Here is a 25,728-nt window from a genome sequence, read left to right as displayed (position 1 = left end):
GGTGTCTCCCAGCGGCCCGAGAGCATGCATGCCTACAGCGTGTCTGGGGAGTCCGTGCGAAGCCTTCGAATTTGCTCGCGTACCTCGTCGATGTCCCACCGGTAATGGCCGCCGAGGGTGATCTCGGTTGGCTCCAGCAGGCCAGCCTGCACGTAGCGGGCCACCGTGCGCGGACTGATCCCGAGCTCGCGCGCCAGCTCACCCGTGGTGACAAGCCGCCTCTGGTTCACACCATCGACTGTCGCAGTTGACGCGTTTGTCTACCTGTCGGCAGACTTGTTCGACGCGTTCGAGTCGTTCGGCTCGATCGACGTGTATGTCTCGTTCTGGAGGAAGCCATGTCGAGCCGATCACGATCAATCGCAGTGCTCGTTCGTGCCGCCCAATGGGAACTCGACGACGCCGCCCACGAGATCAGTCGGGGCTGCTACACCGATGAGCAGCGAGCCGCGCTCGCCGAGCAGTTGGTGGCCCTTGCGCAGGTGCTCAGTGCTCGCCCCGATGAGCCCATCGTCGTCGAGCACGCTCCCGACCACCCCTGACCTGAGTGTCCAGAGCAGGGCAACGCTGATCGATCGAGGCCCGGACAATGGCTCTGTGACCGAGGAGCTTCCACCGCTGATTACGAGCACCGACCTTGCACACAAGCTCGGTCTGTCGCGGCGGACGCCCAGGCTCGGACATAGAACCGGGGCTCGGAACGAAGATCGTTCCGAGCCCCGGTGTGTCGGTGCCCCAGTCAGGTTTCGAAGGTCACGACGGCGCTGCGCTCGCCGTAGCCTGGGGTTTCCCCAGCCAGCCACAGCGTCTTGAGGAAACCGCGGTTGGTCCAGGTACCGGCGAAGAGCACGAAACAGCCTGGGTCGGCCTGGTGCTCCTGGGCCCAGGCCAGGGCCTCACGCACATCGCACCCGTTCAGGATGTGGGTGCTCAGTACCGCACCCTGCCGCTCACCGTCGTCGTCGTAGTGCCATGACCACAGCTCGACCAGGAACGTCGTGTGGTCCTGCCGATCACAGACGAGCTGGTCGTCGAACTCTTCTACGTCCATAGCTCCCTATGGTGCACACGGAATCTCATTGCTGGTCGACGTCAGTGAAAGTGGCTGAGGCTTAGCGCCGGCCACCGGGGTCATGAGGGCGTGGAACTCGCCGTACCACCAGGTCGGGCTTTGTGAGCTGCACGGCGCTGAGCTGGTGCGATCGTTGCCCAGCGTCGATGCGCCCCAGTTCTGGGCAAACGAGATCGGGCTTCCGGACTGCGGCAGCCAGTCGCCCCAGTAGTAGTACATCTCGCCAGTGATCTCGATGTGGTCCACCGGCGTCGTGCAGTTGACCGAGGCTTTGACCCCGGCACCTCGGGTGCTGGTCCTGACATGCGGGTACCCGTTCTGCTCAATGCGGCATTCCGCTTGGATCCCCGGCGAATCAGTGGTCGGCCCAGGAACGGTGAACTTGACCACGGCGGGTGCGCTGCTCGGCGGTGGCGCCGGTGGCGCATCCACAGGGGTCTTCGCGATGGCGGTGGGCGCTGCAATCAGCGCGAGCATGGCGGCTGAGAGCGCCGCTCCTGCAATACGTCCCATTTTCACGGGCGGTGACGCTACAAATGATCACTCGGTGTCGAGCCCGGTTCGATCAGTGCCACCCGAACGGAGCATGCCACGGAACGTAGGAGCGGGCTGTGTCGCTCGTGCCACAGCAGGGTCCGTCCGGCGTCGCTGCCGACGCAGACCAGCCATGACCTGCGTGTCCAGAGTTTCTTTTCTTCATCAAGGGCGGCCCCTGCGGGGCCGCCTGCCTGCCGTATGCGAGCCCCGGCCAGGCCGGGGGCACGCCGGGCGTGCGGCGCAAGCGCCGGTCCCGGCGACCCCCGGCGGCCGGGGCGCAGAAGGAAGGCAGGCGGCCAGGAACCGCGCAGGGGCCGCAGTGATGAGCCAGGAGCACCAGGACCGCAAGGACCAGGAGCACGACGAGACGCGGTAGGGCGAACCGCGGAATCTGTGCCGAAGACGCCGGCGGTTTGCGTGCTTTCCCGGACAAACTCAACGAACCAGTGCTGGGCGCGCTGCGAGGGTAGGCGGCTTACCAGTTCCTACGGGCATGCCAACCTTCCGTAAGCGCAGCGGGTTACCTGGCGGTGGTTACCCGTCGAAACCACTGAGAATAAGGTTGCTATCTTGCGGAGATGTCTGTCACTGTGGCAAGTGCGCCTGTTGCTCTAGGCATAGTGGCCGAGCCCGTGCGCCAGCGTAAAACGTTCTCTATCGCCAGGGTGTCCCGGAAGTAGCCGACCAAGGCTCTCTCGCCACCCTAGCCTGTTCTGTCGCCACGATCAGGCAGCGTAGACAAGATCACCGACAGGCGAGCCCACGCCGGATCCATCGCATGCTCGCCCGCCGAGCCGCCAGCCCCAGCCGAGTCCGAAGCTCCGTCCTAGACAGCACGTTGCCCCCGCGACCGAAATCACGGGGGCAACGACTAGGGACGCTTCGACAGCAGACTCAAAAATGAGTCCTGCCTGCGGCACTGTCGCACCGCATCGGCAGCCGCCCGCATATGGGCAACCCCTCCGCGTCTGTAGGTGTAGCACAGAAGCCCCAACACCAACGCTCGGTCAATAAGCGCTGCGATGGCAATGGCTCCCAATGCCACACTCAATATTCCCACGGTCCACTCCTACCTTCAGAGAAAACCGGGGCTATGGTTGACCGCCAGGACCATCGTAGCGATCGATGGACTGGGGGACCACGCTGGGTGTCCGTCGGTCAGGTAGACGGCCAAGACTGCGTCGCGGCCGGCGAGGGCCTACCGATCGTCAGGCGCTCGTCAGTACGGTGGAAACGGCCGGAAAACGACGAGAGTTACGAACACGGTTTCGCCTGCTCATGGCTGGTATTGCGACCGATCGTGCTGGTCGCAAACCCCCTGGCGGAAGTTCCGCTTCAACGTCTGATCACTAAACCGAAGGGTCCGCACTGCAAAGCGGCGCGAACCCTTTTGGTGTCCTTGGGGCGAAGAGGCTGCTGCGGGGTCGTTATGAAGGCGAGGACTTCCCTCGATCAGCTCACTGTTCAGGGGTTTTTAGGAAGCTGGTCGAGAACCTCCGTGAGCCAGCCTTCAGGAGGACGCATTCAGTCCGGCAGCGTGGTCATCAGCGTCGATTTTTGGTGCCGCAGGGCGCGCTGGGGCCTGGGCGCTTGGCCGGGTCGCGCCTGGAAGCATAGGCGAGCTTCTTTGTGTTCGACTTTGCAGGCTCCAGCACACCCAGCTGGCGTCGCGGGCAAATCTACGAAAGGTGTTTAGCGTCACTGTGATTTGCGGTAGCCTGCAGATCGCCCGCAGTCACACGAAGGAGCCGAGTTGGAATTCGATGCAGTTCAACGCACGATCGGGGAGATAATTCTGACGGGTGAACATATCGTTCCCCGTTATCAAAGGCCCTACGCGTGGGATGACGAGAACGCATTGGATCTATGGAACGATATTAAAAATAGCGCCGATAAGGTGCACTTTCTCGGCAACATGGTCGTGCATCCCTCAGGAAGTGACCGCTGGGACATTGTCGATGGACAGCAGCGCCTTACAACTGTACTGATTGCAATCAGGGCAATCAAGGATGCGTACGAAAAGATTGGCGAGTCTGGCCGAGCGCAAGGATTGTCCAATTATCTGCAACGTGTCGACCTGTCTGGAAATCAAGTTTTCCGCCTTCAGCACCGAACTGAATCCGGATTCCTGCAACTAAGGATATTTTCAGAACCTGAGTCTGAAATCCGAAAAGCAAGCCCTAAAAGTGACTCCGAGAAGGCGCAATATGCAGCCTATGAAATCTTTACGAAAGGAATCGAGGAAGAGCAGGCTGAGTCAAATGGGTCAGGCGTAGAGACTCTCGATGCGGTACGCGATCGATTTCTTCGATCGAGTGTAGTTTACGTTCGCGTTGACGATCGGCAGAACGCGTTTAGAATCTTCGAGACCCTCAATGATCGCGGTAAGAGCCTGAACCAAGTTGACCTGGTTAAAAATCAAGTAATCTCGTCTATCCCAGCTACCGCCGCCAGACAAGAAGAGACCCTTTGGGGAGAAAGTGTAAACCTAATTGAAACTAGCAACTGGTCGAAGGTCAAGGCTGAAGATTTTCTTGGGTACGTCTGGAATTCGACCTCCCATCAGCCTGACAATGAGATTGTAGCAATTAACAGAATTCGGCGATCTGTTGATCTTTTCATGCGCAGCAGTGGAACTCCAACGGAGCGCGCGCGCGATTTCATTCTCCTATTTAATCAAACAGCAGCAATATTCAAAGAGTTTGATAAATGCCTTGCTTCTCCGAATGGTAAGCATTGGCAGGACTTGGTTCCCGCCGATCGTTGGCGCCATGATCGATACGCAGACATCGACAGATCCTTGTATGGATGCCTGGTTCCGCAATCAAACTTGCCTCTAAACCTGCTTTTTTCTTTGCTTCGAAATTACATCTATGGCCCGAACTGCGGATACATATCTAAATCCCGTTTGGTTGACTTTTTAAATACGGTGGAGAGCCTTCAGTTTAGGTGGTCCATCTCTCAGCGTCCCTCGACTTCCACAATTCGTAGAGCGTATCGGCGAGCGGCTTATGCCGTAGATTCCGCAAGGGGGGCAAACGATGTAATCGAAGCTCTCCGCTCTTTCGCGCATGATGCAAACTCCCTCATGCCCACTGATGCGCAGTTTAAAGATGGACTTAAAAAGCTAACCTATTTTACGCAGCGGCCCCAGGATGTCCATCGGGTTCGCCGCACGCTGGAGAAAATTGAAGAATACTGGGGGGAATCGAAGCTTCCAATGAACCAATCCATGACCCTTGAGCACATCGAATCACAGGGGGGCAAATCAATCAACTCTAGACAGAATTTCTGGATTGGAAAGCTGGGCAACCTCATGCTTCTACCCATGGAGGTCAATAGTGCCCTGCCTACTGCCTTCCGCGATAAGGCACCTATATTGCAAGAGTGGTCCAACGGCAGGGATTCTGTTTTGCAGGCACAGGCCTTGGTCGGACAATGGGATAATGCGATGGCAAATAAGCGCATGGAAGAGATTCTGGATGCTGCTGTTACTGTTTGGCCAAAAGAGATAGCGATCTGATATTCGCCAGTGCTGAGATGCAGAAAGCGGGCCTGCCGGCCACTTCGGAACTTATAGTCGGTTCGGGGTAACCTAGCCCCTTCGAGAGACAAGGGAATCTAGCTGCGCAGTGGGCCAAAGGTGATGCCTCGCCTCAAGTCGCTGTACGCTCCGCCACCAAGGCGGGCAGCTCTGCCACAGCGTCGTGACGTCGGCGCCGTTCGCGAGTCATTCTCTGCCCGCCGAGCGCCCCCGGTCCATCGGCCGGGGGCGTATCAGTCCGTCTACACGCCGCTTTTCGCGAGGGGCTCGGGTGACAACTTTCGGCTTGCCCCGGCAAGATCATCCGTGCACTTAACGTGCACAAAACGATGTAAAACGTTCGCAGCTGACCATCCACAGTGACCATTTGCGTTCGCTATCCGCGCTGATTACGGCTAGTACTGGCAAGTACCGGCAAACGACGTCAGGTGCGGCCAAGAAATCCGCGGGTTCAGGGTTCGGGGCGGTCAGCGGTCTCCCCTCGATGGCGTAGCGCCGGCACTGGGTACCGTCGGGCTGGCGATCAGTGGGACTGGGCGTGCTGCGGAGTGCGGCAGGTGCGGCGCAGCAAGATCATTCCCACACTTTTGCCACGCTTATTGACCGAAAACAGCGTCAGAAGGCGACAAGCAACGGCATGTGCGTTTGCGAAAGTCGCTGGGCATGGCAGGTAACGGCAACTAGTGTCAGAGTCCTCCCACGACCCGTCAGGTCGTGGGTTCAAATCCCACCTGCCCCACCACCACCGCTGGTCACAGCAGTGCGGGGAAAGCAAGGGAAGATCGCTTCCACGCTTTCCCACCTTTGTTCACCGAACCACTCAACCCCGCTCAGCGCCCGTGCCGCCTGCGGGCCGACCACCCGCCGTCCCATGTAGACGTCGAGCGTCGTCGAGACCTTCGAGTGCCCGAGCTGGTCGGCGATCTGCCGAGCCGACAGCCGAGCACTGTCAAGAGCCGTCGCGACCGATCTTTCTGCACCTTGAGGCACAGATTATGACAAGAAGCCGTATTCACTTCAAAATTGCGCAGCTCCGCCATCTCCGGAATGACAATGCCGTAGAGGCGTTGACGATAGGTGTCCAGTGAGGTCGGAGACCGATTCCCTAGCTTCACAGCTTCTTCGAATCCACTGATCCACAGCTCGGCCGTCTCGGAAAACTTGCTTTCCTCAGTGATTTCCGCCGAGTTCGACGGAGTCGCCCGATCGCGAATCAGTAGTAATGGCCGAGAAAACGGCGTATATGCAGGTCAGCACAGCATACGAGGGTGGTCCGTCAGTGCTGTCTTCGACGGACCTTACCCTCGTAATCCGCCCATTCCGCCGCCGACGCTACCGGAATCCCAATCGACGATGCCGCACCACATCTGGCACAGCCCCGACGGATTCGAATTCGCCGCCGGAGATTACAACGACACGATGGTCGCGTCCGCTCGGCCGAGGTAGCCCGCGCGCTCACCCTGCGTGACGCACCAAGGCGGGGCCTGCGTCTCGACGTTCAAGTACCATTTGTTCTTGGATTTCGCTAAGACTCATGTGTTCAAGTTCTGAAGGCAGTTCAATGATCACCGACGTAATGAGGTCATCCCCATCCGGATAGTCAGAGCTTGCCTGACCCCGCGCAGCGGCCAGTTGAGATCGGCTAATTTCAGCCTTGACCTCGACATCTTCTGTGAATGTTCCAACCTGGCCAGTAGACGATAGACGACATACTGCGATAGCAATGATTTTTCCGGCATCATCTGCAAGTACAGCAAGATTCATAATTACTATCCCTTCAATTACCACATGAGGTAGAAGTCCACAGATTGCTGCAATGCATTCTCAACTACAACGCTGGTAAAGATATCGGGATGGGGATTCCGCCGATCAAGGCGTGGCTGATACATGCCAAAATCATGGCTCCGGATAACAGTATCAGCTGACAACGCGGAAGGACGCAAGATGGAAGCCCCTCCACCTTGTCCCGGCGACACACCGGTTATATGCCACCGTACATCTGTGTTCCGCTCTTGTCGATGCGGTCCAACAGCTCCCATTTTGCTTACCCCCCCAGCTTCAGTGTGATGAAAAACACTATCGACTTACCCTCGCTTCAGTGTGATGAAACCCGCTATGGGGTTCCGTGCCGCCTGCACCTCGTCGTCGCTGGGCATGCTCGCCGCAGGGGGCTCGCCGACGACGTCGGCGGGATCGCGCACCTCATCCGACCAGCCACCGTGACCACCTCTCGTCATCCTGGGATGGGCCGACCGCACCATGTGACTGGCCGCCGCAGGCAGAGGCGGAGGTCAGGAGATGCCAAGAAATTGCCAATAATCGACGGCCAGGGACGTCCGCCAACGGCAGACAACCCGCCTGGCGAGGCATCCATCAGTGCAGGTGAGGGCAGGTATCGACAGGCAGCGGCAAACGTTGCCGATCATGGAAACGGGATCAGAAGGTTCTGGGTTCATGAGGCAGGCCGTTGCAGGTGCAGCACGCGCTGAGTCACGCACGTCGGCCGGCTCCTGCGACGCGCCTAGCCCTCTCCTTTCCCTCTAAAAACAACGACAAACGACCGCCAAGGCTGGCTGACGTTGACCATGTACGAATGGAATCAGTCGAGGTCACGGCAGGTATCGACAGGCATCGTCAAGTGTTGCCAAGCTTCGCCTCAGAATCCGCGGGTTCAGGGTTCGATCCCCTGGCGCCCCACCAAAACCCCAGGTCAGCGGCCTGGGGTTTGGCTTTTTCAAGATCACTACCACACTTTGCCCACACAAGACGCTGAGGCTCATTCAAGGGCGGCCCCTGCGGGGCCGCAGTGTTGAGCAGGAGCACCACTGGGACCAGGAGCCCGAAGCCGGGACAGTGGACCGCGGATTCCGGGGCGAAGTGGCCGGCGGATTGGTGTCCTCCCGGGCATGCTCAACGGACCAGTGCTGGGCACCCTGCGAGAGTGGGCGGCTCGCCAGTTCCTACGGGCATGCCAGCGTTCCGGCGGCGTAGTGGATTACCTGGCCGTGGTCTCTGTGCTTGCACTCCAGCTTTGTTGTGAGCCCTCCGGGGCGGAGATCGGGCGTTGCCTTCGCCGTGGCCTCTAAAGGATCTGACGGCGCGGTCGACATGGCGTTGTTCTTCCGCCAAGCAGGCGAATGGGTGCGGAGGTCAGCTTCACGCTGGATCGGGTGCCCGGTAGGTGCCCCACCAGCACGAACGCGGCAGTGAGTGGTCTCTCGAAGGCGACGTCAGTGCCAGTATCGACCGGATCTTGGAGATTTCCGTGAGACGCAGGCTGTCGTCATGGCAAGCAACGAACCAAGATGCGACGCCCGCTGCGGGAACCGATGATGGCAATCGGGTGGTGGTTATATAGATCGGAGGCTTCGAGGCGGAACCCATGTCCCTAACGCTTGCGGCCACCGAGCGGCACCGGGGCGTCGCCCGGCAGCTGACCGGCGCGGCCTCGATTGTCAAGGAAGGTCACCATGCGCTTCTCTTTCAAGCTTAGCAGTGTGACGTGTCATTCGGTGAGATCGACGCCAGACAGTGACTGGGGAAGTGCCGATGGCGTCCGCGTCTATTTTCTCGCATTCACGGCCAGCGGATATCGAGATCTTCTCATCAGTGGCCGGGAATCTCCGGAACCGGCGGTCAACGATAATTACAGCTTCATGCCTGGCAAGACACTCGACCTGGTCAAATATCCCCCGATAGGGCGTTCCGACTGGACGACCCACACGGTGGACCTGGGGGAGACCGACCGCATCGCAATCGCCGTTATAGGGATAAACGAAGGCCTTCCCTATATAGGTGGCGGTGGTGGCGGATGGTGGCAGGGACCCGTTACTGCCTCAAGCTTCGAGGAGACAGCCAAGGAAATTGCGAAGGAAGCGACAAAGGCATCTACGGCTGCCGGGGGCGTGGCGGCTGTCGGCATCTCGGCAGGATTCGAGCTCCTCAAGGCGGCTCTGGAACATACGAATGGTCCAGACTGTCGCGGCCTAGTATTTGTCTACCAGGCGGAACTTAGCTTGAAGAAACTACTCCAGGATCTTATTCGCTATAAGAGCCTCTCCTGGCAACTAGGAACAAATAATGGAAATCAGGCACTCGGCATCGTCAGCAATTTGTCCGTGCCCGCCGGATGCGGTTCCCCGCGATACGAGGTGGAACTGGGCATCACTCGTGAACAACCGCTTTTGCTCAGTGTAGAACAGCGACCAGGCGAAACAAGACCCGGAGTTCCGCAGAGGTATGAAGGCTCGTACAGTCCATGCGTACCCGAGGAATGGATGTACATATCGCCCACCTTTCAGGATTGGGAGACAATTCTCACGCCGAGCTTCTACTATTCGACCCTGAAGCCCACGTGGTACATCAACGATCATGAAATTACTACGCACAGCGGAGCATTTGAGCTGGTGACCGATGTACTCCTGCCCGGCGCCGAGAAGTCCGTGCAGAAGCAGGTCACCGTGGCTTTCCTGCGCGAAACGCACGCGGGTATCGAAAGGCTAGTTCTCAAGACCGTGGGAGAGCACGGAAGTTACTGGTTCACCGTAGGATGGTATCTGAGCTTCGAAGGAAATTACCCGCCTCCGGCCCCGAATAATGACCGCTTGCCGCCGCCTTGGCTCCTGTTCGAAGAACAATTTGTTTCCATAGCAGGGTACACCATCGACGGAAACGAACCGTATCGCCGATACCAGCATTGCGTCGCACATCACCAGGCAATCTTCAACAAGATTTGGTACCCGAAGAACACGCCGATTGGTCCTTCTCCGCACCAGCAGATCCGACACTTCGAAGAGGTGATGCGCGACGTGAAGTATGTGGCGGAAGGAAAGCTATCCCTTGCGCAACTGCGGAAGCGGTATCGGTAGCCACGGCTATGGGGTCCATGGAGCACGACTGCGCCACGACGGGCAGCTCCGCCACAGTGCCGCGACGTAGGCGCCGTTCGCGAGTCATTCTCAGCCCACCGAGCGCCCCCGGCTCGTCAGCCGGGGGCGTCACGCGACAGCATCCAAGCGCCGCAGTGCCATACTTTAACCACACAAAACAACGAGAAACGACGAGTAGTGACCGTCTGCAACGGACGTTTGCATTCGGAATTTCCAGCGTGCTGGTGACCAACGGCAGCCATTGAGGAACAACGGGAAGGAAAGCCCCGTAATCCGCGGGTTCAGGGTTCGATCCCCTGGCGCCCCACCAAAACCCCAGGTCAGAGCACCTGGGGTTTGGCTTTTTCAAGATCACCGCGTGCACTTTACGTGCACAGGGCGGACTGAGCTATGCATCCCACGCCTGCTCCAGCGCCGAGGCTGCCTGCCTGCTGACCGCCTTGCGGCCCATGTACACATCCTGGGTCATCGACGGCCGGGAGTGTCCGAGCTGATCAGCGATCAGGCGGGCGGTCAGCCCCGCCTCATCCAAGGTCGTAGCCGCGGTCTTGCGGAAGGTAGGCGGCAGAGACTCCGTGCAGGGGCCGCAGTGATGCCACCCCGGATCGTGAACGCGGAGTCTGTCGCTGGCTGGGGAGGCATTCATTTCGGGTTCCTTCTCGCGCGCCGGAATATCGAAGTTCCGGGTGGATACTTTTGGATAGGTCCCGTTGGTAGAAGACGACAGCGATAACCGGCTGCCGTCGTGGTGGTTGCCCGACAACGCGGGTGGGGATTTCCCCGGTTAAAACGGGGGGAAGAGGCCGTCTTTCCGGGGGTGAGCCCCATCGATAACGGTCGGTGGCCGGTGTCTACTACTGCATCCGGGGAGCGTCCCCGAAAAGGAAGACCGGCCGGTTATGGCCAACATGGGAGTTTTTGATGTCCGATTGGACGGCAGAGCGGGTGCGGGAAGAACTGCGGAGCGCGCAGGTGCTGCCTTGGTCGCCTCGTGTTGTGCTGCCCCTGCAGCCCATTCCGGGAACTGAGACGGTCGACCACCGTCACCGGATCCGCCGCGGGTGGTCTCTGGCAGCTCGCATGCTGTGGGAAGCCTTCAACGCCATGGGCGGGCCACCTGATTCAAACGGGGAACTCGACTGCACGGTCGGGCATTGGGTGCCGGAAGCGTTCCGGCGAACCGCTGCTGCCCGGTTCGCCGGGCTGACCGAACACGCCGAGTCCGGACAATGGCTGCTTTGCGAAAATCGCGAATGGGCCGTTGCCGCCGAGGGTGATCCGCTCACCGTGCGGTGGCGCAGCAGCACCGATCCCGTCAGCTCGATACGCGAATCCGGGCCCAGAGAGGTCCGCTACCTCGAAGTCCGGTTTCCGGACGACTCAGCGGTCGGCGTGAAGATGGATGCACCTGACCGCGCTCTGATCGTGCGAACGCACCACAGCGCGGCACTATAAGAACGCAGGCGCTGGAGCGAGAGGCACGTTTGGTACAGGCGTAGTCGAGGCTTGCCCTGAGCGCGGACTTCGCGGACTACGTCAGCGGCCGGACGGACGCCGCGTGATGAAGCCGACTGTGAGCGGCCGGTCCGTCGTGGCTGGCGGGTGGGTTGCCTGGCCGTGGTCCCTCTGCGGAAGATGGTGCGAGAGGTGCTGCCGGTCGAGGGGCATGGCGATGCTCGCGGCGAGCAGGCCTGCTAAGGCCTGTTCGGCCGGTCCCCACGGGGCCGGGGGCGCCCGGCATGATCAGCGTGCCGGGCCGCCGAGATAGGGGGAGTTCCATGAGCGACGTCGAAGTCACCGAGCTGAGCGAGGAGAGCTACCGGGACCTCACCGTCCTGTCCTTCCACGCGCAGGAGGTCGACGACGCCGAGCGCGCCCGCGGCCTCGCCCCTATCTACGACGAGATCCGCGGCAGCGGCGCGGCCGCCAGCGATGAAGGCAGCGAGCTGCACGCCAAGCTGCAGGCGATGCGCGGGGAATGGGAGGATCCCGACCCGACGACCTGCGAGGTCAGGGTCAGCCGCGAGGGCGTCAAGGTGCGCCGGTCCGGCGCGTGGAGGGTGACCTGGATCGAGAAGGCCGGCGACGGCGACTCCAAGGAGATCTCCACCCTCCACCGGGAAAAGGACTTCGCGCAGGTCGGGCAGGGCTCCACCGAGGGCACAGTCGCGGTGGACCTGCACAACCACTGGGTCTACGACTCCTCTGCCGGCAAGGACGGCGACGTCGTGACGGTCACCTTCGGACCCGGCGAGACCGTCAAGACCGTCTCGTTACCGCGTGTCGAACCGCACCGGCGCGCCACGCTTGAGCTGCGGCTGGCCAACCCGCGCTGGATCGAAGGCAGCGGCGAGCTGAGCTGCGGGCTGAGCATGCTCGACGACCCCAAGCACCTCTCCGCCGATGAGCAGGCCGTCCTGCAGCGCCACCAGGAGAAGCTCACCGAGCTCCAGAAGCGCGCCGACCAGGGCGACAGGGCGGACAAGCTGAAGGTCGCGCAGGTGCGCGCGCAGGGCCCGCCGCTCTCGATTTGGGTGACCCGCCAAGCGACCTACACGAGCAAGGTCCCCGCGGCCGAGTGACCCACCGCACTCGAACCTGAGTTGAAGGTGCTGACGCCGTACCGGCAGGTCAGCACCTCGGAGCGGCCGGCTGCTCACTGTCGATGCTCGCTCAATTGCGCTCTGTTTTCCCTATGTGTCCTCTCGCACAGCCCAGCCTCGGGCGCGCTGGACGCCCTTCCCGGAGCGGCCCTAAAGTCGGCCGCTTCCGCGTGAAGGGCCACCCAATGCGTCTTTGTCTTTCCATCACCGCGATCGCGGCGTCGCTGCTGGTCGCGCCTGCCGCTACTGCTGCCGGTGCGGCGCCCCAGGTCATCGGCGGCCAGAACGCGGTCGACTCGTACCCGTTCATGACGAGCCTCGATCACAACGGCAGGTTCTTCTGCGGTGGCTCGCTGGTCGCCCCTGACTGGGTGCTCACGGCCGCGCACTGCGTGTCGGATCCGGGGGCGAACGGGTCGCCCGTCGCGCGTCCGGCCGAGGGCGTGAGCGCGCGAGTCGGCAGTGACGACCGGGTCACGGGCGGTAGCACCGCCAAGGTCGCGCAGATCGTGGTGAACCCCGAGAACAAGGAGTCCACGGCGGATCTCGCCCTGCTGCGACTGGATCACGCGGTCCCGCAGAAACCCGTCAAGCTCGCGACGAGCCCGGAGGCGCCGGAGTCCTTGACCCGTGTCATCGGCTGGGGCAGGACCAACGAGAACAGCCAGGACATCCCGCGCGACCTGCAGGAGCTCAGCGCGCGGGTCGTCCCCGGCGACCGGTGCACGGCGGGGATGGACCAGGCTCGGAACATCTGCGGGCAGGGAGCCGTCCCCGGCACCAACCTCTGCCAAGGCGATTCGGGCGGCCCGCAGCTCCGAGGCAGGCCGGGTGACTGGGAACTGGTCGGTGTCACCAGCGGGCCCGCCGACGAGGACGGCAAGTGCGGATCCGGCTACGGACAGTGGAACGCGGTCTCGTCCTACCGGACCTGGATCGACACCACGATCCACAATCGCGCCTCCGCGTCGACGGGCCAGGGAGCTCGACACGCGACGGCAGCCCCGCTCTCCCTGCTTCCTCAGGTGCCGGTGCGGGACCGCCTGTCGGCTGTCCGCCTCCTGGCTGTGCAAGCGGGTATTCCGGGCATGCGCCCGGACGCCTGAACCCGGCTACCTGCGGCGGGCCTCCCGGCCGTGGGCGACCAGCGCGTAGATCACGAGCACGTCGAGCACGATCACCACTGCCGACCACAGCGGGTACGCCGCGAAGAAGGCGATGTTGGCCAGCACGCTGATCACGGCGATGGCGATGCCCACGGCACGTGCCCAGGTGCGGCCGCCGAACAGCCCGATCCCGGTGGCGGCCAGAACCGCACCCGTGATCAGGAAGCTCCAGCCGACCCCGGCGTAGCTGACCTCGAGCGCGACTCCGGACGGCGTGATGAGCGTCGATCCCGAGCGGCTGAAGGCGATCAGCCCGTTGATCACCTGGACGATGCCGGCCAGCAGCAGGACGGTGGCCGCGAAGTACACCCAGCCCACCCAGCCGGTGCGCGCGGGCCGTGCGCCGTGCGTTGCCATGGTCGATCTCCTCTCCTCGTGGCCACGTCGCTCGACCACGTGTCGAGGCCGCTGTCGAGAGCAACCCTGCGGGAAGCCCGATCCCCGTTCCAGGGACCAAAGGCCCCAGGCCGGAGTCCGCGCGACCTGCTTGGGGCTTTCGCCTCTTACCAGCCGCAACACCCGGTCCGAGGCTGGGTCGCGCATGGTCGGACCGAACCGGGAGCTGAGCGCGCTGCGCGCCCTCGGTCTCGGCGAGGCGATCCCGAGCAGGGATGAGCCGCCGCGCACCGTCCGCGGGCAGCGGAAATCCGCACTCCGCGCCCGGATGGCGGGTGCGGGGCCGGAACTGGAGTGGGTGCATGTCCGGCGCTGTGCTTGTCGCCGTCGACGAGGATCCGGATGCGCTGCGTGCCGTCGAGCGGGAGTTGCGCGAGCGCTACGCGCGTCACTACCGGGTCCTGTGCGTGCGCTCGTCGCACGAGGCGCGCGGATACCTCGACGACCTCGCGGCAACCGATGACGAAGTCGCCCTGGTTCTTTCGGGACAGCGGCTGGCGGGGATCACTGCGAGCGAGCTGCTGGACCACGCCCGCCGCCTTCATCCGCACGCGAAGCGCGGGCTGCTGATCGGGTGGGGAGACTGGGGCGATCGAGCGACCGGCGAGGCGATCTTCGACTCGATCGCCCGCGGGCGCATCGACCACTACGTGCTCAGGCCGTCGGCTTCCCCGGACGAGCTCTTCCACCAGGCGATCTCGAGCCTGCTGCTGGAGTGGGCGGAGGCGCGGCGAGCCTCGCCGTACACGATCCACGTGGTCGCCGAGTCCTGGTCCGGCCGGGCCTATGAACTGAGGGAGCGGCTCGGGCGCTGCGCGATCCCGCACTCGTTCTGCCTGGCCGACTCGAGCGAGGGGCGCGCCCGAGTCGCTGAGGTCGGCGAGGGCGTGGATCTGCCGGTCGTCATCTTCCCCGACGGCAAGGTGCTGACGGACCCCACCGACGCCGAGATCGCGATGGCGGCGGGCTCACCGGTGAACCCGGAGCGGATGGAGTTCGACCTGGTGATCGTCGGCGCCGGGCCCGCTGGTCTGTCGGCGGCCGTGTACGGCGCGTCGGAAGGGTTCAGCACGCTGGTCGTCGACGAAGGCGGGCTGGGCGGCCAGGCGACCTCCAGCTCGCTGATCCGCAACTACCTGGGTTTCCCCCGCGGCATCAGCGGTCGCCGCCTGGCCCAGCAGGCTTACGACCAGGCGTGGGTGTTCGGCGCGAAGTTCGCGTTCATGCAGCGGGCGACCGCACTCCGGCGCGAGCACGACGAGCACTTCATCACCCTGTCCAACAGCGTCCGGGTGCGTGCCCGCGCGGTGCTCCTTGCGACCGGCGCCAGCTACCGCCGGCTGGACGTACCCGCGCTCGACGCGCTCAGCGGGGCAGGTGTCTTCTACGGTGGTCCGGCTTCCGAGGCGCCTGCCATGGCCGGGCGCGAGGTCTACGTCCTCGGCGGCGGGAACTCCGCGGGGCAGGCTGCCGTGTATCTGACTCGCTACGCCCGGCGGGTCACCCTCGTCATACGTGCCCGGTCGTTGCGCGCGGGGATGTCGCACTACTTGGCGCGCGAGGCGGAGGCGACACCGGGACTGCGGATCCGTCTCGGCAGCGAGATCGTCGGCGGCGGAGGCACGGGACGGCTCGAGCACCTCGTGCTGCGCGACCGGGAGGACGGCAGCGAGGAGACCGTCTGCGCCGACGGGCTCTTCATCGTGATCGGAGCGCGCCCGCACACCGAGTGGCTGCCACCGGAGGTTGCCAGGGACGAGCGGGGATTCGTCCTCACGGGAGCCGGCCTCCGCGACGACCGCACCTGGCCGCTCGATCGCGATCCGCTGCTGCTCGAGACGAGCATGCCGGGCGTCTTCGCGGCGGGCGACGTCCGGTCCGGTTCGGTGAAGCGGGTGGCCTCCGCGGTGGGGGAAGGCTCGGTGACGATCCAGCTCCTCCACCAGCTGTTCGCCGCCAACGCGCTGCACCCGCGCGGCCGCCCGCAGGAGCCCGCGACCCCCATCGGACGGTGATGCGCCGTCGTGCCTGCTTCAGATCAGGACCTCGTCGTCCGGCCGCACCTCCAAGGGCACCACCCGGTACAGCTCGTCCGTCCCGTGGCTGCCGTCCGCGAAGGCGCACAACACCGTTGACCGGTCATCCCAGCGCACCGCCTCGTGCCCGCTTCGCGCGGCGGACTCCTCGACCTCGGCCTTGGCCTTCCCGCGGCTGAGGTACACGTGCGCCCAGTACTTCGTCGTTCGTGCCTGGTCGGTGTGGTCTTCGACCAGGTACACCACGCTCGGCCGCGCCGCGGCCGAGCGCCCGGACGGCCGCAGGAAGCGGGCCACGGCGAGCATGACGAGGGCGAGCACGAGCAGCGTGACGATCGGGTAGATGAGGGAACCGGTGTCGATCATGGACCCGCATCGTGCCCGGTGCGCGTGTCAGCCCCGTGTGCGGGGCGCCGCGGCGGCGGGCGGTGTCCTACGGGCGCCACTCCTCGCGGAACTCCGGGTGCCCGGCGTATTCGAGGGCGAGGTTGGTGACGGCCCGCTCGACGGCCGCGAGGTACTTCGACCCCTGGGGCTCCGTGCGCAGGCTGGCCTGGCACTCGTCGAGAACGAATCGCTTGACGTCCACGGTCCGGAGGTGGCGGTCGACGACGTCCTGCGAGGCCGCATGACCGCGTTCTGCTGCCGCCGCCGCGCCGCCGAAGCTGAGTTTGGCGGCCTCCTCGTCCAACCGGGTCCGCACGAAGTCCACGAGTGCGATGTCCACGCTGCTCCCTCCCCGAGGCAGGTCTTTCCGCCCCGGTGACATTGCCCTAGCGATCTTCCGAAGGGGAGGCCCGAGATGGCGAGTTCGCCTGTCCGTGTCACACCCCGCGCACGCACGAGAACCCGAACGACCTACCCCCGCGCGCGGTCGCCGACCCGCAGCCCGAGGAAGAGGATGTCGTGGACCACGCCGTCCAGGTCGGCCATCTCGGGGAGCCGCCCCCACTGCTCGAAGCCGTGCGCCCGGAACAACCGGACGCTGGGTTCGTCGGCGGCGAAGACGCACCGCGACCAGATTCCGCGCCCCCAGCTCCGGGCCGTAGCCATCCTGCCCAGGCCCCTGCGGAGTTCGGGCACGGTCTGCGGGGTGGGCACGGCGGTGGCAAGGTGACTACCTCGGCTACCCGGCTGCCGAGCTACCCGCGCACTGGAGGGGCTATGGGCGGGCCCGCGTGGCTGCGCTGGTGCCTGCTCGTGGTCATCGGCACCTTCACGCTGCTTGCGCTGGTCCGGCAGGTGTCCGGGCTGTGGCGGGTCGAGGGCGGCCGGGCGATGGCCGTCGACTTCCCCGTCGCGTTCACGCACGTGCTCATGGGCGTGGGGATGTGCGCGCTGTTGTTGCCGGGGCCGGGCACGGCGGTGGCCGTGTGGTGGCAAACGCTGTTCCTGGCGGGGGCGGTGTGGACGTGCGTGCTGGCCTACCGGAGCCGGGACCCCGGCGGCGCGGCGGGCACGGCCCTGTACACGCACCTGCTGGTGATCGACCTGGCGATGTTCTACCTGTTCGCCGCCGTGCGGGCGCCGGATGCGGGCCCCGGTCCGCAGGTCCGGCCGCTGGAGCCGGCGGCACCGGGGCACCCGCACGATTCGCCGCTGTTCGACATCCGGGTGATCGACGGCGGCGGGGCCGGCATCGCGCTCCCGCTGGTGGCGCTGGTGCTGACGGCCTACTTCGTGCTCCGCGCGGGCTTCTCGGCGACCGACCTGGTCACCGGCCGGGACGGGGAGCGCGCCGGCCCCGCCGTCGTGCCGTTGCCGCTCAGCGCACGGCTCGACCACGCCACGGCACTGGTGATGCAGCTCGGGTTGGCGTACATGTTCTTCACCCTGCTCTGACCGGCTCTGGCGGGACGCCCGTCCCACCAGAGCCGGCCCGGCGCTCAGCTCGCGTCGATCAGGTCGATCACGAAGACCAGGGTCTTGCCCGAAAGCCGGTGCCCGCCGCCTGCCGGGCCGTAGGCCAGCTCCGGCGGGACGGTGAGCTGGCGGCGCCCGCCGGCCTTCATGCCGGGGATGCCCTCCTGCCAGCCCTTGACGAGACGGCGCAGCGGGAACCTGACGGTCTCGCCGCGGTTCCACGACGAGTCGAACTCCTCGCCCGTCTCGTACTCGACGCCGACGTAGTGGACCTCGACCACGCCGTCGGCGACAGCTTCGACGCCGTCGCCCTCCACCAGGTCCTTCACCACGAGCTCGGCGGGCGGGGGACCCGCCTGGAACTCGACCTCCGGCTTGTTCATCCGCTGCGTTCCTTCCTGGCCCTGTCAGACGAGCGACAGGTTCCGCGTAGTGGCGTTCACCGTAACCGCGCACTTGCGGGCCAGAGCGCTCACACCGCGTCGCGACGCTTCCACACCGGCACCGTGTCCTCGCCCCGGTGGCTCTCGGGCGGCGACAACCTCCTCTGGCGCCCCGGTTCAGGACCCCTGCGGCCGCGTGCGCGTTCGTGCGTGGTGGGTCTGCTGCCCCCGGCGACTCTGGTTGTTATTAAGCACCAGGCGATACACTTTGAAAACTCCGGTGCGGACCCGACTCCGCTCCGGAAACCCAGTCAGGGGGTGCGAATCGCCGCTGCGTCCGGCCGGACGCAGCGGCGATTCGTCATCCCGGCCCGGGAGGGTACTCACCCCGCCGGGCGCCTCGCTCAGCCGGACTTGCGGCGGAAAGTGCGCTTCTGACCCACGCGGCTGTGCGTGGCGTCGGCCTTCGAACGGTGGTCCTGGTGCGCCTCGCCGGCCTTGGTGCGGCCGTTCTTGCGCTCCAGGGCCTCGCGCATCCGGCGCTTCAGGTCCTCAGGTCGGCCATCCGGCTTGTTGTCAGGCCCGCTCGTCTGCTCCGGTACGTCTGCCATGCGAACCTCCTGGGGCAGCGGCCTGCGACCGCGCTGGTCTACGACGTCGAACATTGCACGGCGGCGGCCTGCGGGCCACCGGTTTTCAGGACGTGACCTCGGTGCGCTGCTCCCGGGCGACGTGGGCCAGCAGGCGCATGGCGTCCTCGTCGGGCGAGCCCGGCGGGGCCTGGTAGACCACGATCCGCTGCGGCGCGCCGCTGACGTCGAGCGCTTCGTAGGCGAGGTCCATGCGGCCCACGGCGGGGTGGTTGAACGACTTCACCCCGCCGGACTTGGGCTGCACGAGGTTGCGCCGCCACATCGCGTCGAACTCCTCGCTCTTGCCGGATAGCTCCTCGACGAGCGCGGTGAGCTCCGGGTCGCAAGGGTTGTCGCCGAAGGTCGAGCGCAGGTGCGCGACGGACTCCTGCGCGACGTTGCGCCAGCGCACGAACAGGGTGCGCGCGCTGGGGTGCAGGAACAGGTAGCGCAGCGAGTTGCGGCGCTCGGGCTCCCACTGCTCGATGCCGACCAGCAGGGCCAGTCCGGAAGGGTTCGACGCGACCAGGCGGTTGGCGCGGTTCAGCACGTAGGCGGGCGACTCGCCGAGCTGGTCGAGCAGCCGCACCACGGTGGGCCGCACCGGTTCCGGCTCGGGCGCGGCCTTGCCGCGGTGCGGGTGCGCGGCGTGCCTGGCGAGGTTGTGCAGGTGCTGCCGCTCGGCGTGCGCCAGGCGCAGCACGCGGGCCAGAGCCTCCAGCACCGAGTCGCTCGGGTGCCGTTCGCGCCCCTGTTCGAGCCGCGTGTAGTAATCCATGCTGATCCCGGCCGCGGCCGCGACCTCCTCGCGGCGCAGCCCCGGGGTCCTGCGCACGCCACCGCCTGCCGGAATGCCGAGTTCTTCCGGTTTGCGCCGGTCGCGGCACGCCTTCAGGAAGTTGCCGAGCTCGTTCTTGCTGCCCACACCACCGATGTTGGCACAGCCGCGCGCCCCGGGACCCCGCTTCGCCTGGGTGCGTCACACCCAGGAAGCCCGCGTCCAGGAAACATGCGGCCTGCCCGGAGCTCGCGACCCCGCCCATGCTCGGTGAGGTACGGCCGACGGAAGGGATGAGATGAGCGACAAGCAGGTGAGGCTGGGTGTCCGCGGCCCGGTGGTGGGCGCGCAGGGACTCGGCTGCATGGGCATGAGCGAGTTCTACGGGCCGACCGACCAGGACGAGGCGCGCCGCACGCTGGAGCACGCCCTGGAGCGGGGCGTGACCCTGTTCGACACGGCCGACATGTACGGCATGGGCGCGAACGAGGAGTTCCTGTCGCCGTTCGTGAACGCGCACCGGGACGAGGTGACGCTGGCGACGAAGTTCGGCATCGTCCGCGACCCGGCCGACCCGGGCAGGCGGGAGATGCGCGGCGACGCCGAGTACGTGCGCAGCGCCGCGGAGGCGAGCCTGCGCAGGCTGGGCGTGGACGTGATCGACCTCTACTACATGCACCGCCGGGACCTGTCGGTGCCGATCGAGGAGACCGTCGGCGCGATGGCCGAACTGGTGCAGGCGGGCAAGGTCCGCCACCTGGGCCTGTCGGAGGTGACCGCGGGCGAGCTGCGGGCGGCGTCGGCGGTGCACCCGATCGCCGCGGTGCAGAGCGAGTGGTCGGTGTTCAACCGCGACGTCGAGAAGGCGGTGGTGCCCGCGGCGGCGGAGCTCGGTGTGGGGTTCGTGCCGTACTCGCCGCTGGGGCGCGGGTTCCTGACCGGGGCGTTCACCGACGCCGCGAAGCTGGGCGACGGCGACGTGCGCGAGATCTTCCCGCAGTACACCGGGGACAACGCCGGTCACAACGTCACGCTGCTGGAGCCGATCCGCCGGATCGCCGAGCGGGACGGCGTGACCATGGCGCAGGTGGCGCTGGCCTGGGTGCACGCGCGGGGCCGGGTCCACGGCCTCGGCGTCGTCCCGATCCCGGGAACCCGGCGGCGGACGCGCCTCGACGAGAACGTTGCGGCGCTCGGCCTCGATCTGTCCACTGAGGATCTCGCGGAGCTGGAGGCGATCGCCGGGCAGGTGCAGGGCACCCGCTACGCCGACATCAGCTTCGTCTCGGCCGGCCGGGAGTGAATCGCTGGACCTGCGGGGGATTTCGCCACGCCCCCGCAGGTCCGCCGGGTCCGTCCACTGAGGTGTCTGTCGTGGCCGGAGGAATCCGCAACCTCGCTCCAAAGCCTCGGTTCGGTGCGCACGGGGTGAAGTCCGGCACCGGCCATGAGAATCCGCCTGCTCGAACGATATGTCGCCAGAGAGCAGCGCGCGCCACTATGGTGGATCGATGGCGTCGATCAAGCAGTTCCAAGTCACCTTCGACTGCGCGGAACCCGAGCGCGTCGCTCGTTTCTGGTGCGAGGTGCTGGGGTACGTCGTGCCCCCGCCACCGGAGGGGTTTGCCACTTGGGACGATTTCGATCGCTCGCTGCCGCCTGAGCGTCAGGGTTCGGCGTTCGCCTGCGTTGATCCCTCAGGTGTGGGCCCGCGGCTGTACTTCCAGCGCGTTCCCGAAGGCAAGGTCGTCAAGAACCGGCTGCACCTCTGCGTGCGCGCCGGCACCGGGCTCGTGGGTGAAGAGCGCCTAGCCACACTCGAGGCCGAGTGCACACGACTGGCCGCGCTCGGCGCGGTACGCGTGCGACTGCTGCGTGCCGATGGCGTCAACGAGTCGTGCATCGTGATGCAGGACATCGAGGGCAACGAGTTCTGCCTCGACTGAGGGGCCGCGAGCGTGTCCTCGTTCTGCGGCCTCCGCAAGCTCTCACCGGTGCGCTTCGCACACCGAGGGCAGGGCGCGTCCGACGGCGGTGCCGTGCAGGGCGTCGAGCCGCATCTCGTGTCCGACGGCCAGGAAGGCCCCGGCGAGCCGGGGGCCGCAGGACGGGTGCTCGCGCAGCGGGGCCGAGTCGCGGATGTCCTCCAGCAGCTCGTTGTTCAGGCGGTCGATGACCGGCCGGATCTCGCCGAGGTCGGGCCGCTCGGTGGGCTGTGCGGCGGGGTTGGCCGCCCAGTACGCGTGCAGGCCGTGCTGCACGAGCTTGTTCGCCTCGATCTGGTCGCGGAAGATCCGCTTGACGACCTCGGGGTCGATGCCCATCCCGGTGGCCTTGGCCGACATCGCGTCGAGCACCTGCTGCTCGCGGGCGGGGTCGTCGATCGGCTGGTCGGTTCCCCACTTCGCGGCGGCGACCTGGTCGGCGGTGGCGACCCGGTCCGCGGCGGTCTCGACCAGCGGGACCAGGGAGTCGTCGGTGGCCGGTGACGCCGCCGCCGTACCGCCGGTCAGGGCGGCGACGGCGGCGGCGGTGAGCAGGAGTGAACGGATTCGCACGGCGTGACCTCTCGTGGCGAGAACGGTGTCGCCGTCGACGGTAGCGGGCGGGCCCCGTCCTCCACATGCCTGTGAACAAACGGAACCCGCCCCGATTCAGCGCAGTTCCGGTGCCTCCCGGAGGAAGACGTCGAGCACGCCGTCGCCGACCCGGACCGGGCCCTGCGGGCGCGTCTCGCCCGGAACGGTGTGGATCTCCCCGGCCCGGCGCTGGAGCTGCGCGGCTTCGGCGAACTTCGCCCGGGCGTCCTGCTCGTTCCCGTCGACCCGGGCCTTCAGCCCGTCCGCGGTGAGCACCAGCGCGTCGCCGAGCAGGTCGGTCGCGTCCAGCCAGGGCGCGGCGTCGGACGCGAACGCCTCGTCGGCCACGCCCGACCTGATCCGCTCCGGAGCGTTGGCGATCAGCGACGCGTAGGGCCGCAGCGCGGCCAGCGCCCCGGCCTTGTCGCCCGCCTCCCACGCGGCCCGGAACTCGTCCAGCCGCCGCGCGAGCTCCGGTGCCTGCGGCTGCCATGCGACGCCGTCGCCGGTCGGGGCCAGGTGCTCCAGGTCGAAGAACGTCAGCAAAGCCTCCGCCGTCGGGCCGTCGCCTCCGGCGAGGTGCCGAGCCGACTCGCGCCAGGCGCGGAGATGGTCGTAGGCGGTGTCGTTCCAGGTGAAGTCGGCGGCTCCGAACTCGGCGACCTTGCTCGCCGAAGCCTGGTTCATCGGGTTGAGCACGATCCCGGAGAGCTGGCCGTGCAGGCCCGGCTCGCGCTCGGCGTACGGGGCGAGCAGCAACCTGCCCTCGGTGGCGTCGAAGTCGTTGACCGGGTAGTTGTCCCAGACGAAGACCTTCCGGCCCCACACCCGAGCGGCCTGTCGCGCCTGCTCCACGGTGATCTCCACCGGGATCACCCCGACGCCGGTCCACATCATCTCGACGCGCTCGTCGAGCTGCTCGCGGATGGTGCGCTTGTACGGGCTGTCCTCGGTGTCGGAGTACTCCGTGGGCACCGTCTGCAACGGCTTGGCGCCCTCGTGGGTGTCGACGAACTCCTTCTGCAGCCGGTTCAGCAGGTCCACCTGGGCCTGTCCCGCGCTCTGCTGCGACGGCGCCCCGTACTTCTGCTCGTCGCCCGCGCAGTTCCACTTCGTGTAGTCGATGTCGTCCAGCGGCAGCGAGAACGCGCGCACGCCGAGGTCGTACATCGCCTGGAGCTTGGCGGTGAGCGCCTTCCAGTCGTCCTCGCTGCTGTAGCAGATGGACAGTCCCGGCGAGAGCGCGAAGGTGAACCGGACGTGGCCGCGCGAGCCCTGGTCGACCAGTTCGTCCAGCTCGGCGAGCTTGTCCCGCGGGTACGGCTCGCGCCACTTCTCGCGGTGGTACGGGTCGTCCTTGGGGGCGTAGACGTAGGTGTTGAGCTTCAGGTCGCTGTAGAACGCGAGCTGGTCCAGCCGTTCCCGGTGGGTCCAGGGGCTGCCGTAGAAGCCTTCGATCGCGCCCCGCAGCGGCATCAGCGGGCGATCGACGACGGCGGTGCCCGCGATGGAACCGGGACGCGCCAACTGGCTCAGGGTCTTGGCCGCGTAGAAGACGCCATCGCCGTCCACGCCGCCGAGCACGACGGTGCGTCCGGCGGCGGCCAGGGCGTAGCCCTCGGCGGGCAGGTCCGGCGGAACCTCGACACCGGCGTCGCGCAGGCCCCTGGCGACGTCCTCGGTGGTCAGCGCCCCGACCCGGACGGTCAGCCCGCCCGGTGCGGGACCGCCCGCCTCGACCACGTCCACCTGTTGTGCGCCCGCGGCCCGGAGGGTCCCGGCCAGCAGGTCGCGCGTCGGCTGGTCGACCTCGCGGTCCACCACGACGGTGACGCGACCGGGCACGGCGACATCGGTGCCGAGCGGTCTGATCTGCTGTGGCTGCGGCGTCACCTGCGGCACGCGGTCCGGTGCCGCCTGCGGCGGGGGCGACTCCGGCGCGGCGGCCGACGCGGCTCCGGCCGCGGTCGCCGCCGCGAGCAGCACGGCTCCGGCGAGGCTGAGAACGCGGGTGTGCGCTCTGGTCACGGCTCCTCCTCTGCGCATCAGGCTTCGCCCGGCCACACGCGGTACGCCACGGCTCCGTGCGACGGGACCGACGCGCCCAGCTCGCCGTCGCTCTGGCTCTCCCCACCGGTCCACAGGTCGCGCACCCGGTATGCGCCGGCGCCGGGCAGGCCGACCTCCTCGGCGGTGGCGCCGATCCGCTGCTCCTGGCCGCTGCGGTTGAACAGCACGACCGCGACCGAACCGTCCGACACGGGCTTGGCCCACACCTCGGTCTCGCCGTCGTCGCGGACCCGGTAACCCTGCTTGCCGCCCCAGTCCTGGTTGATCGCGATGAGCTCGGGGTTGAGCAGGATGCCGGCGGTGGGCTCGTCCATCGACCGCAGGTCGTTGCCCGCCAGCAGCGGGGCGTTCAGCAGCGCCCACAGCGAGAAGTGCGCTCGGTACTCGGTGTCGGTCATGCCGCCGTTGCCGACCTCGAGCATGTCCGGGTCGTTCCAGCCGCCGGGCCCGGAGTGCTGCTCGATGCCGACCTGCTGGTCCAGCAGGCTCGTCATGCTGGACCACGAGTCGCTGATGTCGCCGGTCGTGCGCCAGAGGTGGCCGCCGACGTCGCGGCCCCAGTTCCACGGGTCGTTCTCGCCCCACTCGCAGATGCTGTAGACGATCTGGCGGCCGGTCGCGCGCAGCGCCTCGCCCATCTTGGCGTAGCGCTCGACGGCGGGCCTGCCCTCGTTGTTGCAGTTGTCGTACTTGAGGTAGTCCACGCCCCACTCGGCGAACGACCGCGCGTCGGTCTCCTCGTGGTCGAGGCTGGCGGGCAGGCCCTGGCACGTCTTGGTGCCCGCCGACGAGTAGATGCCGAGCTTCAGGCCCCTGGCGTGCACGTGGTCGGCGAGGGCCTTGATGCCGGAGGGGAAGCGCTGGGGGTCGGCCTGCAACCGCCCTTCGGCGTCGCGTTCCGGGGCCATCCAGCAGTCGTCGATGTTGACGTAGGTGTAGCCGGCGTCCTTCATGCCGGACGCGACCATCGCGTCGGCGGTCTCCCTGATCAGCCGTTCGTCGATGTCGCAGGCGAACTTGTTCCAGCTGTTCCAGCCCATCGGCGGCGTGGCCGCCGGGTCCTCGGGCGCGGCGGCGGCCGAGGTCGCGGAAGTGGTGAGCAGGAGTGCCGTCGCGAGCAGTGTTCCGGCCAGCAGTGTCCGTTGATGCACAGAATCACCCCGTTTCGAACGCGAATCAA

General features: G+C 66.0%; 25 protein-coding genes. 10 read left to right on the top strand and 15 right to left on the bottom strand.

Features of this window, described 5'->3' with window-relative positions; all coding sequences use genetic code 11:
* Positions 1-32: 32 nt before the first annotated feature.
* Entirely contained in the window at positions 33-230 is a 198-nt protein-coding gene (locus HUO13_RS35580) for a MerR family DNA-binding transcriptional regulator (protein WP_211899221.1), read from the bottom strand.
* Between the two features lie 135 nt (positions 231-365).
* Between HUO13_RS35580 and HUO13_RS35575 the strand changes: the two genes are divergently transcribed.
* Complete coding sequence (locus HUO13_RS35575) at positions 366-542, top strand: hypothetical protein (RefSeq protein WP_211899220.1); 177 nt, start codon at positions 366-368, stop codon at positions 540-542.
* Between the two features lie 197 nt (positions 543-739).
* On the opposite strand, the gene HUO13_RS35570 is transcribed toward HUO13_RS35575, so the two are convergent.
* On the bottom strand, positions 740-1,051 hold the full coding sequence (locus HUO13_RS35570; RefSeq protein WP_211899219.1) for a hypothetical protein: 312 nt from the start codon (positions 1,049-1,051) through the stop codon (positions 740-742).
* Positions 1,052-1,057: 6 nt separating this feature from the next.
* Complete coding sequence (locus tag HUO13_RS35565; RefSeq protein WP_211899218.1) at positions 1,058-1,591, bottom strand: hypothetical protein; 534 nt, start codon at positions 1,589-1,591, stop codon at positions 1,058-1,060.
* Positions 1,592-3,362: 1,771 nt separating this feature from the next.
* Between HUO13_RS35565 and HUO13_RS35560 the strand changes: the two genes are divergently transcribed.
* Positions 3,363-5,132, top strand: a complete 1,770-nt coding sequence (locus HUO13_RS35560; protein ID WP_211899217.1) for a DUF262 domain-containing protein — start codon at positions 3,363-3,365, stop codon at positions 5,130-5,132.
* Between the two features lie 1,476 nt (positions 5,133-6,608).
* Here HUO13_RS35560 and HUO13_RS35555 read toward each other — a convergent pair.
* Positions 6,609-6,917 carry a hypothetical protein gene (locus tag HUO13_RS35555; RefSeq protein WP_211899216.1) on the bottom strand — a complete coding sequence of 103 codons (309 nt, stop codon included), beginning with the start codon at positions 6,915-6,917 and terminating at the stop codon, positions 6,609-6,611.
* A gap of 1,706 nt (positions 6,918-8,623) precedes the next feature.
* On the opposite strand from HUO13_RS35555, the gene HUO13_RS35550 reads away from it, so the two are divergent.
* Entirely contained in the window at positions 8,624-10,021 is a 1,398-nt protein-coding gene (locus tag HUO13_RS35550; RefSeq protein WP_211899215.1) for a hypothetical protein, read from the top strand.
* A gap of 409 nt (positions 10,022-10,430) precedes the next feature.
* Here the strand turns inward: HUO13_RS35550 and HUO13_RS38470 are convergent, their stop codons facing one another.
* Entirely contained in the window at positions 10,431-10,805 is a 375-nt protein-coding gene (locus HUO13_RS38470) for a hypothetical protein (protein ID WP_432757804.1), read from the bottom strand.
* Between the two features lie 158 nt (positions 10,806-10,963).
* Here HUO13_RS38470 and HUO13_RS35540 point away from each other — a divergent pair, with 158 nt between their 5' ends.
* The 3 genes from HUO13_RS35540 to HUO13_RS35530 all read left to right on the top strand — a co-directional run bounded on the left by HUO13_RS35540 (position 10,964) and on the right by HUO13_RS35530 (position 13,751).
* Entirely contained in the window at positions 10,964-11,497 is a 534-nt protein-coding gene (locus HUO13_RS35540; RefSeq protein ID WP_211899214.1) for a hypothetical protein, read from the top strand.
* A 323-nt stretch (positions 11,498-11,820) separates the two neighbouring features.
* Positions 11,821-12,624: a hypothetical protein gene (locus HUO13_RS35535; protein ID WP_211899213.1), complete on the top strand. Its 804-nt coding sequence runs from the start codon at positions 11,821-11,823 to the stop codon at positions 12,622-12,624.
* Between the two features lie 206 nt (positions 12,625-12,830).
* Positions 12,831-13,751 carry a S1 family peptidase gene (locus tag HUO13_RS35530; protein WP_211899212.1) on the top strand — a complete coding sequence of 307 codons (921 nt, stop codon included), beginning with the start codon at positions 12,831-12,833 and terminating at the stop codon, positions 13,749-13,751.
* A gap of 6 nt (positions 13,752-13,757) precedes the next feature.
* Here the strand turns inward: HUO13_RS35530 and HUO13_RS35525 are convergent, their stop codons facing one another.
* The gene (locus tag HUO13_RS35525) at positions 13,758-14,168 is read right to left on the bottom strand and encodes a DUF7144 family membrane protein (RefSeq protein WP_211899211.1); all 411 of its coding nucleotides are present in this window, start codon (positions 14,166-14,168) and stop codon (positions 13,758-13,760) included.
* 341 nt (positions 14,169-14,509) lie between these two features.
* Between HUO13_RS35525 and HUO13_RS35520 the strand changes: the two genes are divergently transcribed.
* Positions 14,510-16,222 (top strand): FAD-dependent oxidoreductase, encoded by a 1,713-nt coding sequence (locus tag HUO13_RS35520; RefSeq protein WP_211899210.1) that lies wholly within the window; start codon positions 14,510-14,512, stop codon positions 16,220-16,222.
* A gap of 18 nt (positions 16,223-16,240) precedes the next feature.
* Here HUO13_RS35520 and HUO13_RS35515 read toward each other — a convergent pair whose 3' ends face one another.
* The 3 genes from HUO13_RS35515 to HUO13_RS35505 form a co-directional block, all read right to left on the bottom strand.
* Positions 16,241-16,609 carry a hypothetical protein gene (locus tag HUO13_RS35515; protein WP_211899209.1) on the bottom strand — a complete coding sequence of 123 codons (369 nt, stop codon included), beginning with the start codon at positions 16,607-16,609 and terminating at the stop codon, positions 16,241-16,243.
* A gap of 67 nt (positions 16,610-16,676) precedes the next feature.
* The gene (locus tag HUO13_RS35510; protein ID WP_211899208.1) at positions 16,677-16,970 is read right to left on the bottom strand and encodes a DUF6221 family protein; all 294 of its coding nucleotides are present in this window, start codon (positions 16,968-16,970) and stop codon (positions 16,677-16,679) included.
* 131 nt (positions 16,971-17,101) lie between these two features.
* Positions 17,102-17,344, bottom strand: coding sequence for a GNAT family N-acetyltransferase (locus tag HUO13_RS35505; RefSeq protein WP_211899207.1), 243 nt, complete (start codon positions 17,342-17,344; stop codon positions 17,102-17,104).
* Positions 17,345-17,356: 12 nt separating this feature from the next.
* Between HUO13_RS35505 and HUO13_RS35500 the strand changes: the two genes are divergently transcribed.
* On the top strand, positions 17,357-18,085 hold the full coding sequence (locus HUO13_RS35500) for a DUF5134 domain-containing protein (protein ID WP_249124311.1): 729 nt from the start codon (positions 17,357-17,359) through the stop codon (positions 18,083-18,085).
* A gap of 44 nt (positions 18,086-18,129) precedes the next feature.
* Here the strand turns inward: HUO13_RS35500 and HUO13_RS35495 are convergent, their stop codons facing one another.
* From HUO13_RS35495 to HUO13_RS35485, 3 genes are all read right to left on the bottom strand, one after another.
* The gene (locus tag HUO13_RS35495; protein ID WP_211899206.1) at positions 18,130-18,489 is read right to left on the bottom strand and encodes an FKBP-type peptidyl-prolyl cis-trans isomerase; all 360 of its coding nucleotides are present in this window, start codon (positions 18,487-18,489) and stop codon (positions 18,130-18,132) included.
* Between the two features lie 404 nt (positions 18,490-18,893).
* Complete coding sequence (locus HUO13_RS35490; protein ID WP_211899205.1) at positions 18,894-19,100, bottom strand: DUF5302 domain-containing protein; 207 nt, start codon at positions 19,098-19,100, stop codon at positions 18,894-18,896.
* An 85-nt stretch (positions 19,101-19,185) separates the two neighbouring features.
* The gene (locus HUO13_RS35485; RefSeq protein WP_249124310.1) at positions 19,186-20,046 is read right to left on the bottom strand and encodes a helix-turn-helix transcriptional regulator; all 861 of its coding nucleotides are present in this window, start codon (positions 20,044-20,046) and stop codon (positions 19,186-19,188) included.
* Between the two features lie 151 nt (positions 20,047-20,197).
* Here HUO13_RS35485 and HUO13_RS35480 point away from each other — a divergent pair, with 151 nt between their 5' ends.
* Together HUO13_RS35480 and HUO13_RS35475 are read left to right on the top strand one after the other, a co-directional pair.
* On the top strand, positions 20,198-21,202 hold the full coding sequence (locus HUO13_RS35480; RefSeq protein ID WP_211899204.1) for an aldo/keto reductase: 1,005 nt from the start codon (positions 20,198-20,200) through the stop codon (positions 21,200-21,202).
* A gap of 208 nt (positions 21,203-21,410) precedes the next feature.
* On the top strand, positions 21,411-21,845 hold the full coding sequence (locus HUO13_RS35475; RefSeq protein WP_211899203.1) for a VOC family protein: 435 nt from the start codon (positions 21,411-21,413) through the stop codon (positions 21,843-21,845).
* 42 nt (positions 21,846-21,887) lie between these two features.
* On the opposite strand, the gene HUO13_RS35470 is transcribed toward HUO13_RS35475, so the two are convergent.
* The 3 genes from HUO13_RS35470 to HUO13_RS35460 form a co-directional block, all read right to left on the bottom strand.
* On the bottom strand, positions 21,888-22,457 hold the full coding sequence (locus HUO13_RS35470; protein WP_211899202.1) for a chorismate mutase: 570 nt from the start codon (positions 22,455-22,457) through the stop codon (positions 21,888-21,890).
* A gap of 96 nt (positions 22,458-22,553) precedes the next feature.
* On the bottom strand, positions 22,554-24,506 hold the full coding sequence (locus HUO13_RS35465; protein WP_211899201.1) for a beta-N-acetylglucosaminidase domain-containing protein: 1,953 nt from the start codon (positions 24,504-24,506) through the stop codon (positions 22,554-22,556).
* 17 nt (positions 24,507-24,523) lie between these two features.
* A complete protein-coding gene (locus HUO13_RS35460; protein WP_211899200.1) occupies positions 24,524-25,699 on the bottom strand; it encodes a glycoside hydrolase family 27 protein in 1,176 nt (391 codons plus the stop codon).
* Between the last annotated feature and the right edge of the window lie 29 nt (positions 25,700-25,728).

The sequence above is a fragment of the Saccharopolyspora erythraea genome (genome assembly GCF_018141105.1).
In the GTDB taxonomy this organism is placed as follows: domain Bacteria; phylum Actinomycetota; class Actinomycetes; order Mycobacteriales; family Pseudonocardiaceae; genus Saccharopolyspora_D; species Saccharopolyspora_D erythraea_A.
Note: the sequence above shows the minus strand (reverse complement) of the source record. Positions and strands in the feature narration are given on the sequence as shown.

What these genes read in the sequence shown, in the direction of transcription:
- HUO13_RS35570 (WP_211899219.1), bottom strand. Translation starts at nt 1,051, where the DNA reads ATGGACGTAGAAGAGTTCGACGACCAGCTCGTCTGTGATCGGCAGGAC.
- HUO13_RS35555 (WP_211899216.1), bottom strand. Translation starts at nt 6,917, where the DNA reads ATGAATCTTGCTGTACTTGCAGATGATGCCGGAAAAATCATTGCTATC.
- HUO13_RS35550 (WP_211899215.1), top strand. Translation starts at nt 8,624, where the DNA reads ATGCGCTTCTCTTTCAAGCTTAGCAGTGTGACGTGTCATTCGGTGAGA.
- HUO13_RS35540 (WP_211899214.1), top strand. Translation starts at nt 10,964, where the DNA reads ATGTCCGATTGGACGGCAGAGCGGGTGCGGGAAGAACTGCGGAGCGCG.
- HUO13_RS35535 (WP_211899213.1), top strand. Translation starts at nt 11,821, where the DNA reads ATGAGCGACGTCGAAGTCACCGAGCTGAGCGAGGAGAGCTACCGGGAC.
- HUO13_RS35530 (WP_211899212.1), top strand. Translation starts at nt 12,831, where the DNA reads ATGCGTCTTTGTCTTTCCATCACCGCGATCGCGGCGTCGCTGCTGGTC.
- HUO13_RS35525 (WP_211899211.1), bottom strand. Translation starts at nt 14,168, where the DNA reads ATGGCAACGCACGGCGCACGGCCCGCGCGCACCGGCTGGGTGGGCTGG.
- HUO13_RS35520 (WP_211899210.1), top strand. Translation starts at nt 14,510, where the DNA reads ATGTCCGGCGCTGTGCTTGTCGCCGTCGACGAGGATCCGGATGCGCTG.
- HUO13_RS35515 (WP_211899209.1), bottom strand. Translation starts at nt 16,609, where the DNA reads ATGATCGACACCGGTTCCCTCATCTACCCGATCGTCACGCTGCTCGTG.
- HUO13_RS35495 (WP_211899206.1), bottom strand. Translation starts at nt 18,489, where the DNA reads ATGAACAAGCCGGAGGTCGAGTTCCAGGCGGGTCCCCCGCCCGCCGAG.
- HUO13_RS35490 (WP_211899205.1), bottom strand. Translation starts at nt 19,100, where the DNA reads ATGGCAGACGTACCGGAGCAGACGAGCGGGCCTGACAACAAGCCGGAT.
- HUO13_RS35480 (WP_211899204.1), top strand. Translation starts at nt 20,198, where the DNA reads ATGAGCGACAAGCAGGTGAGGCTGGGTGTCCGCGGCCCGGTGGTGGGC.
- HUO13_RS35475 (WP_211899203.1), top strand. Translation starts at nt 21,411, where the DNA reads ATGGCGTCGATCAAGCAGTTCCAAGTCACCTTCGACTGCGCGGAACCC.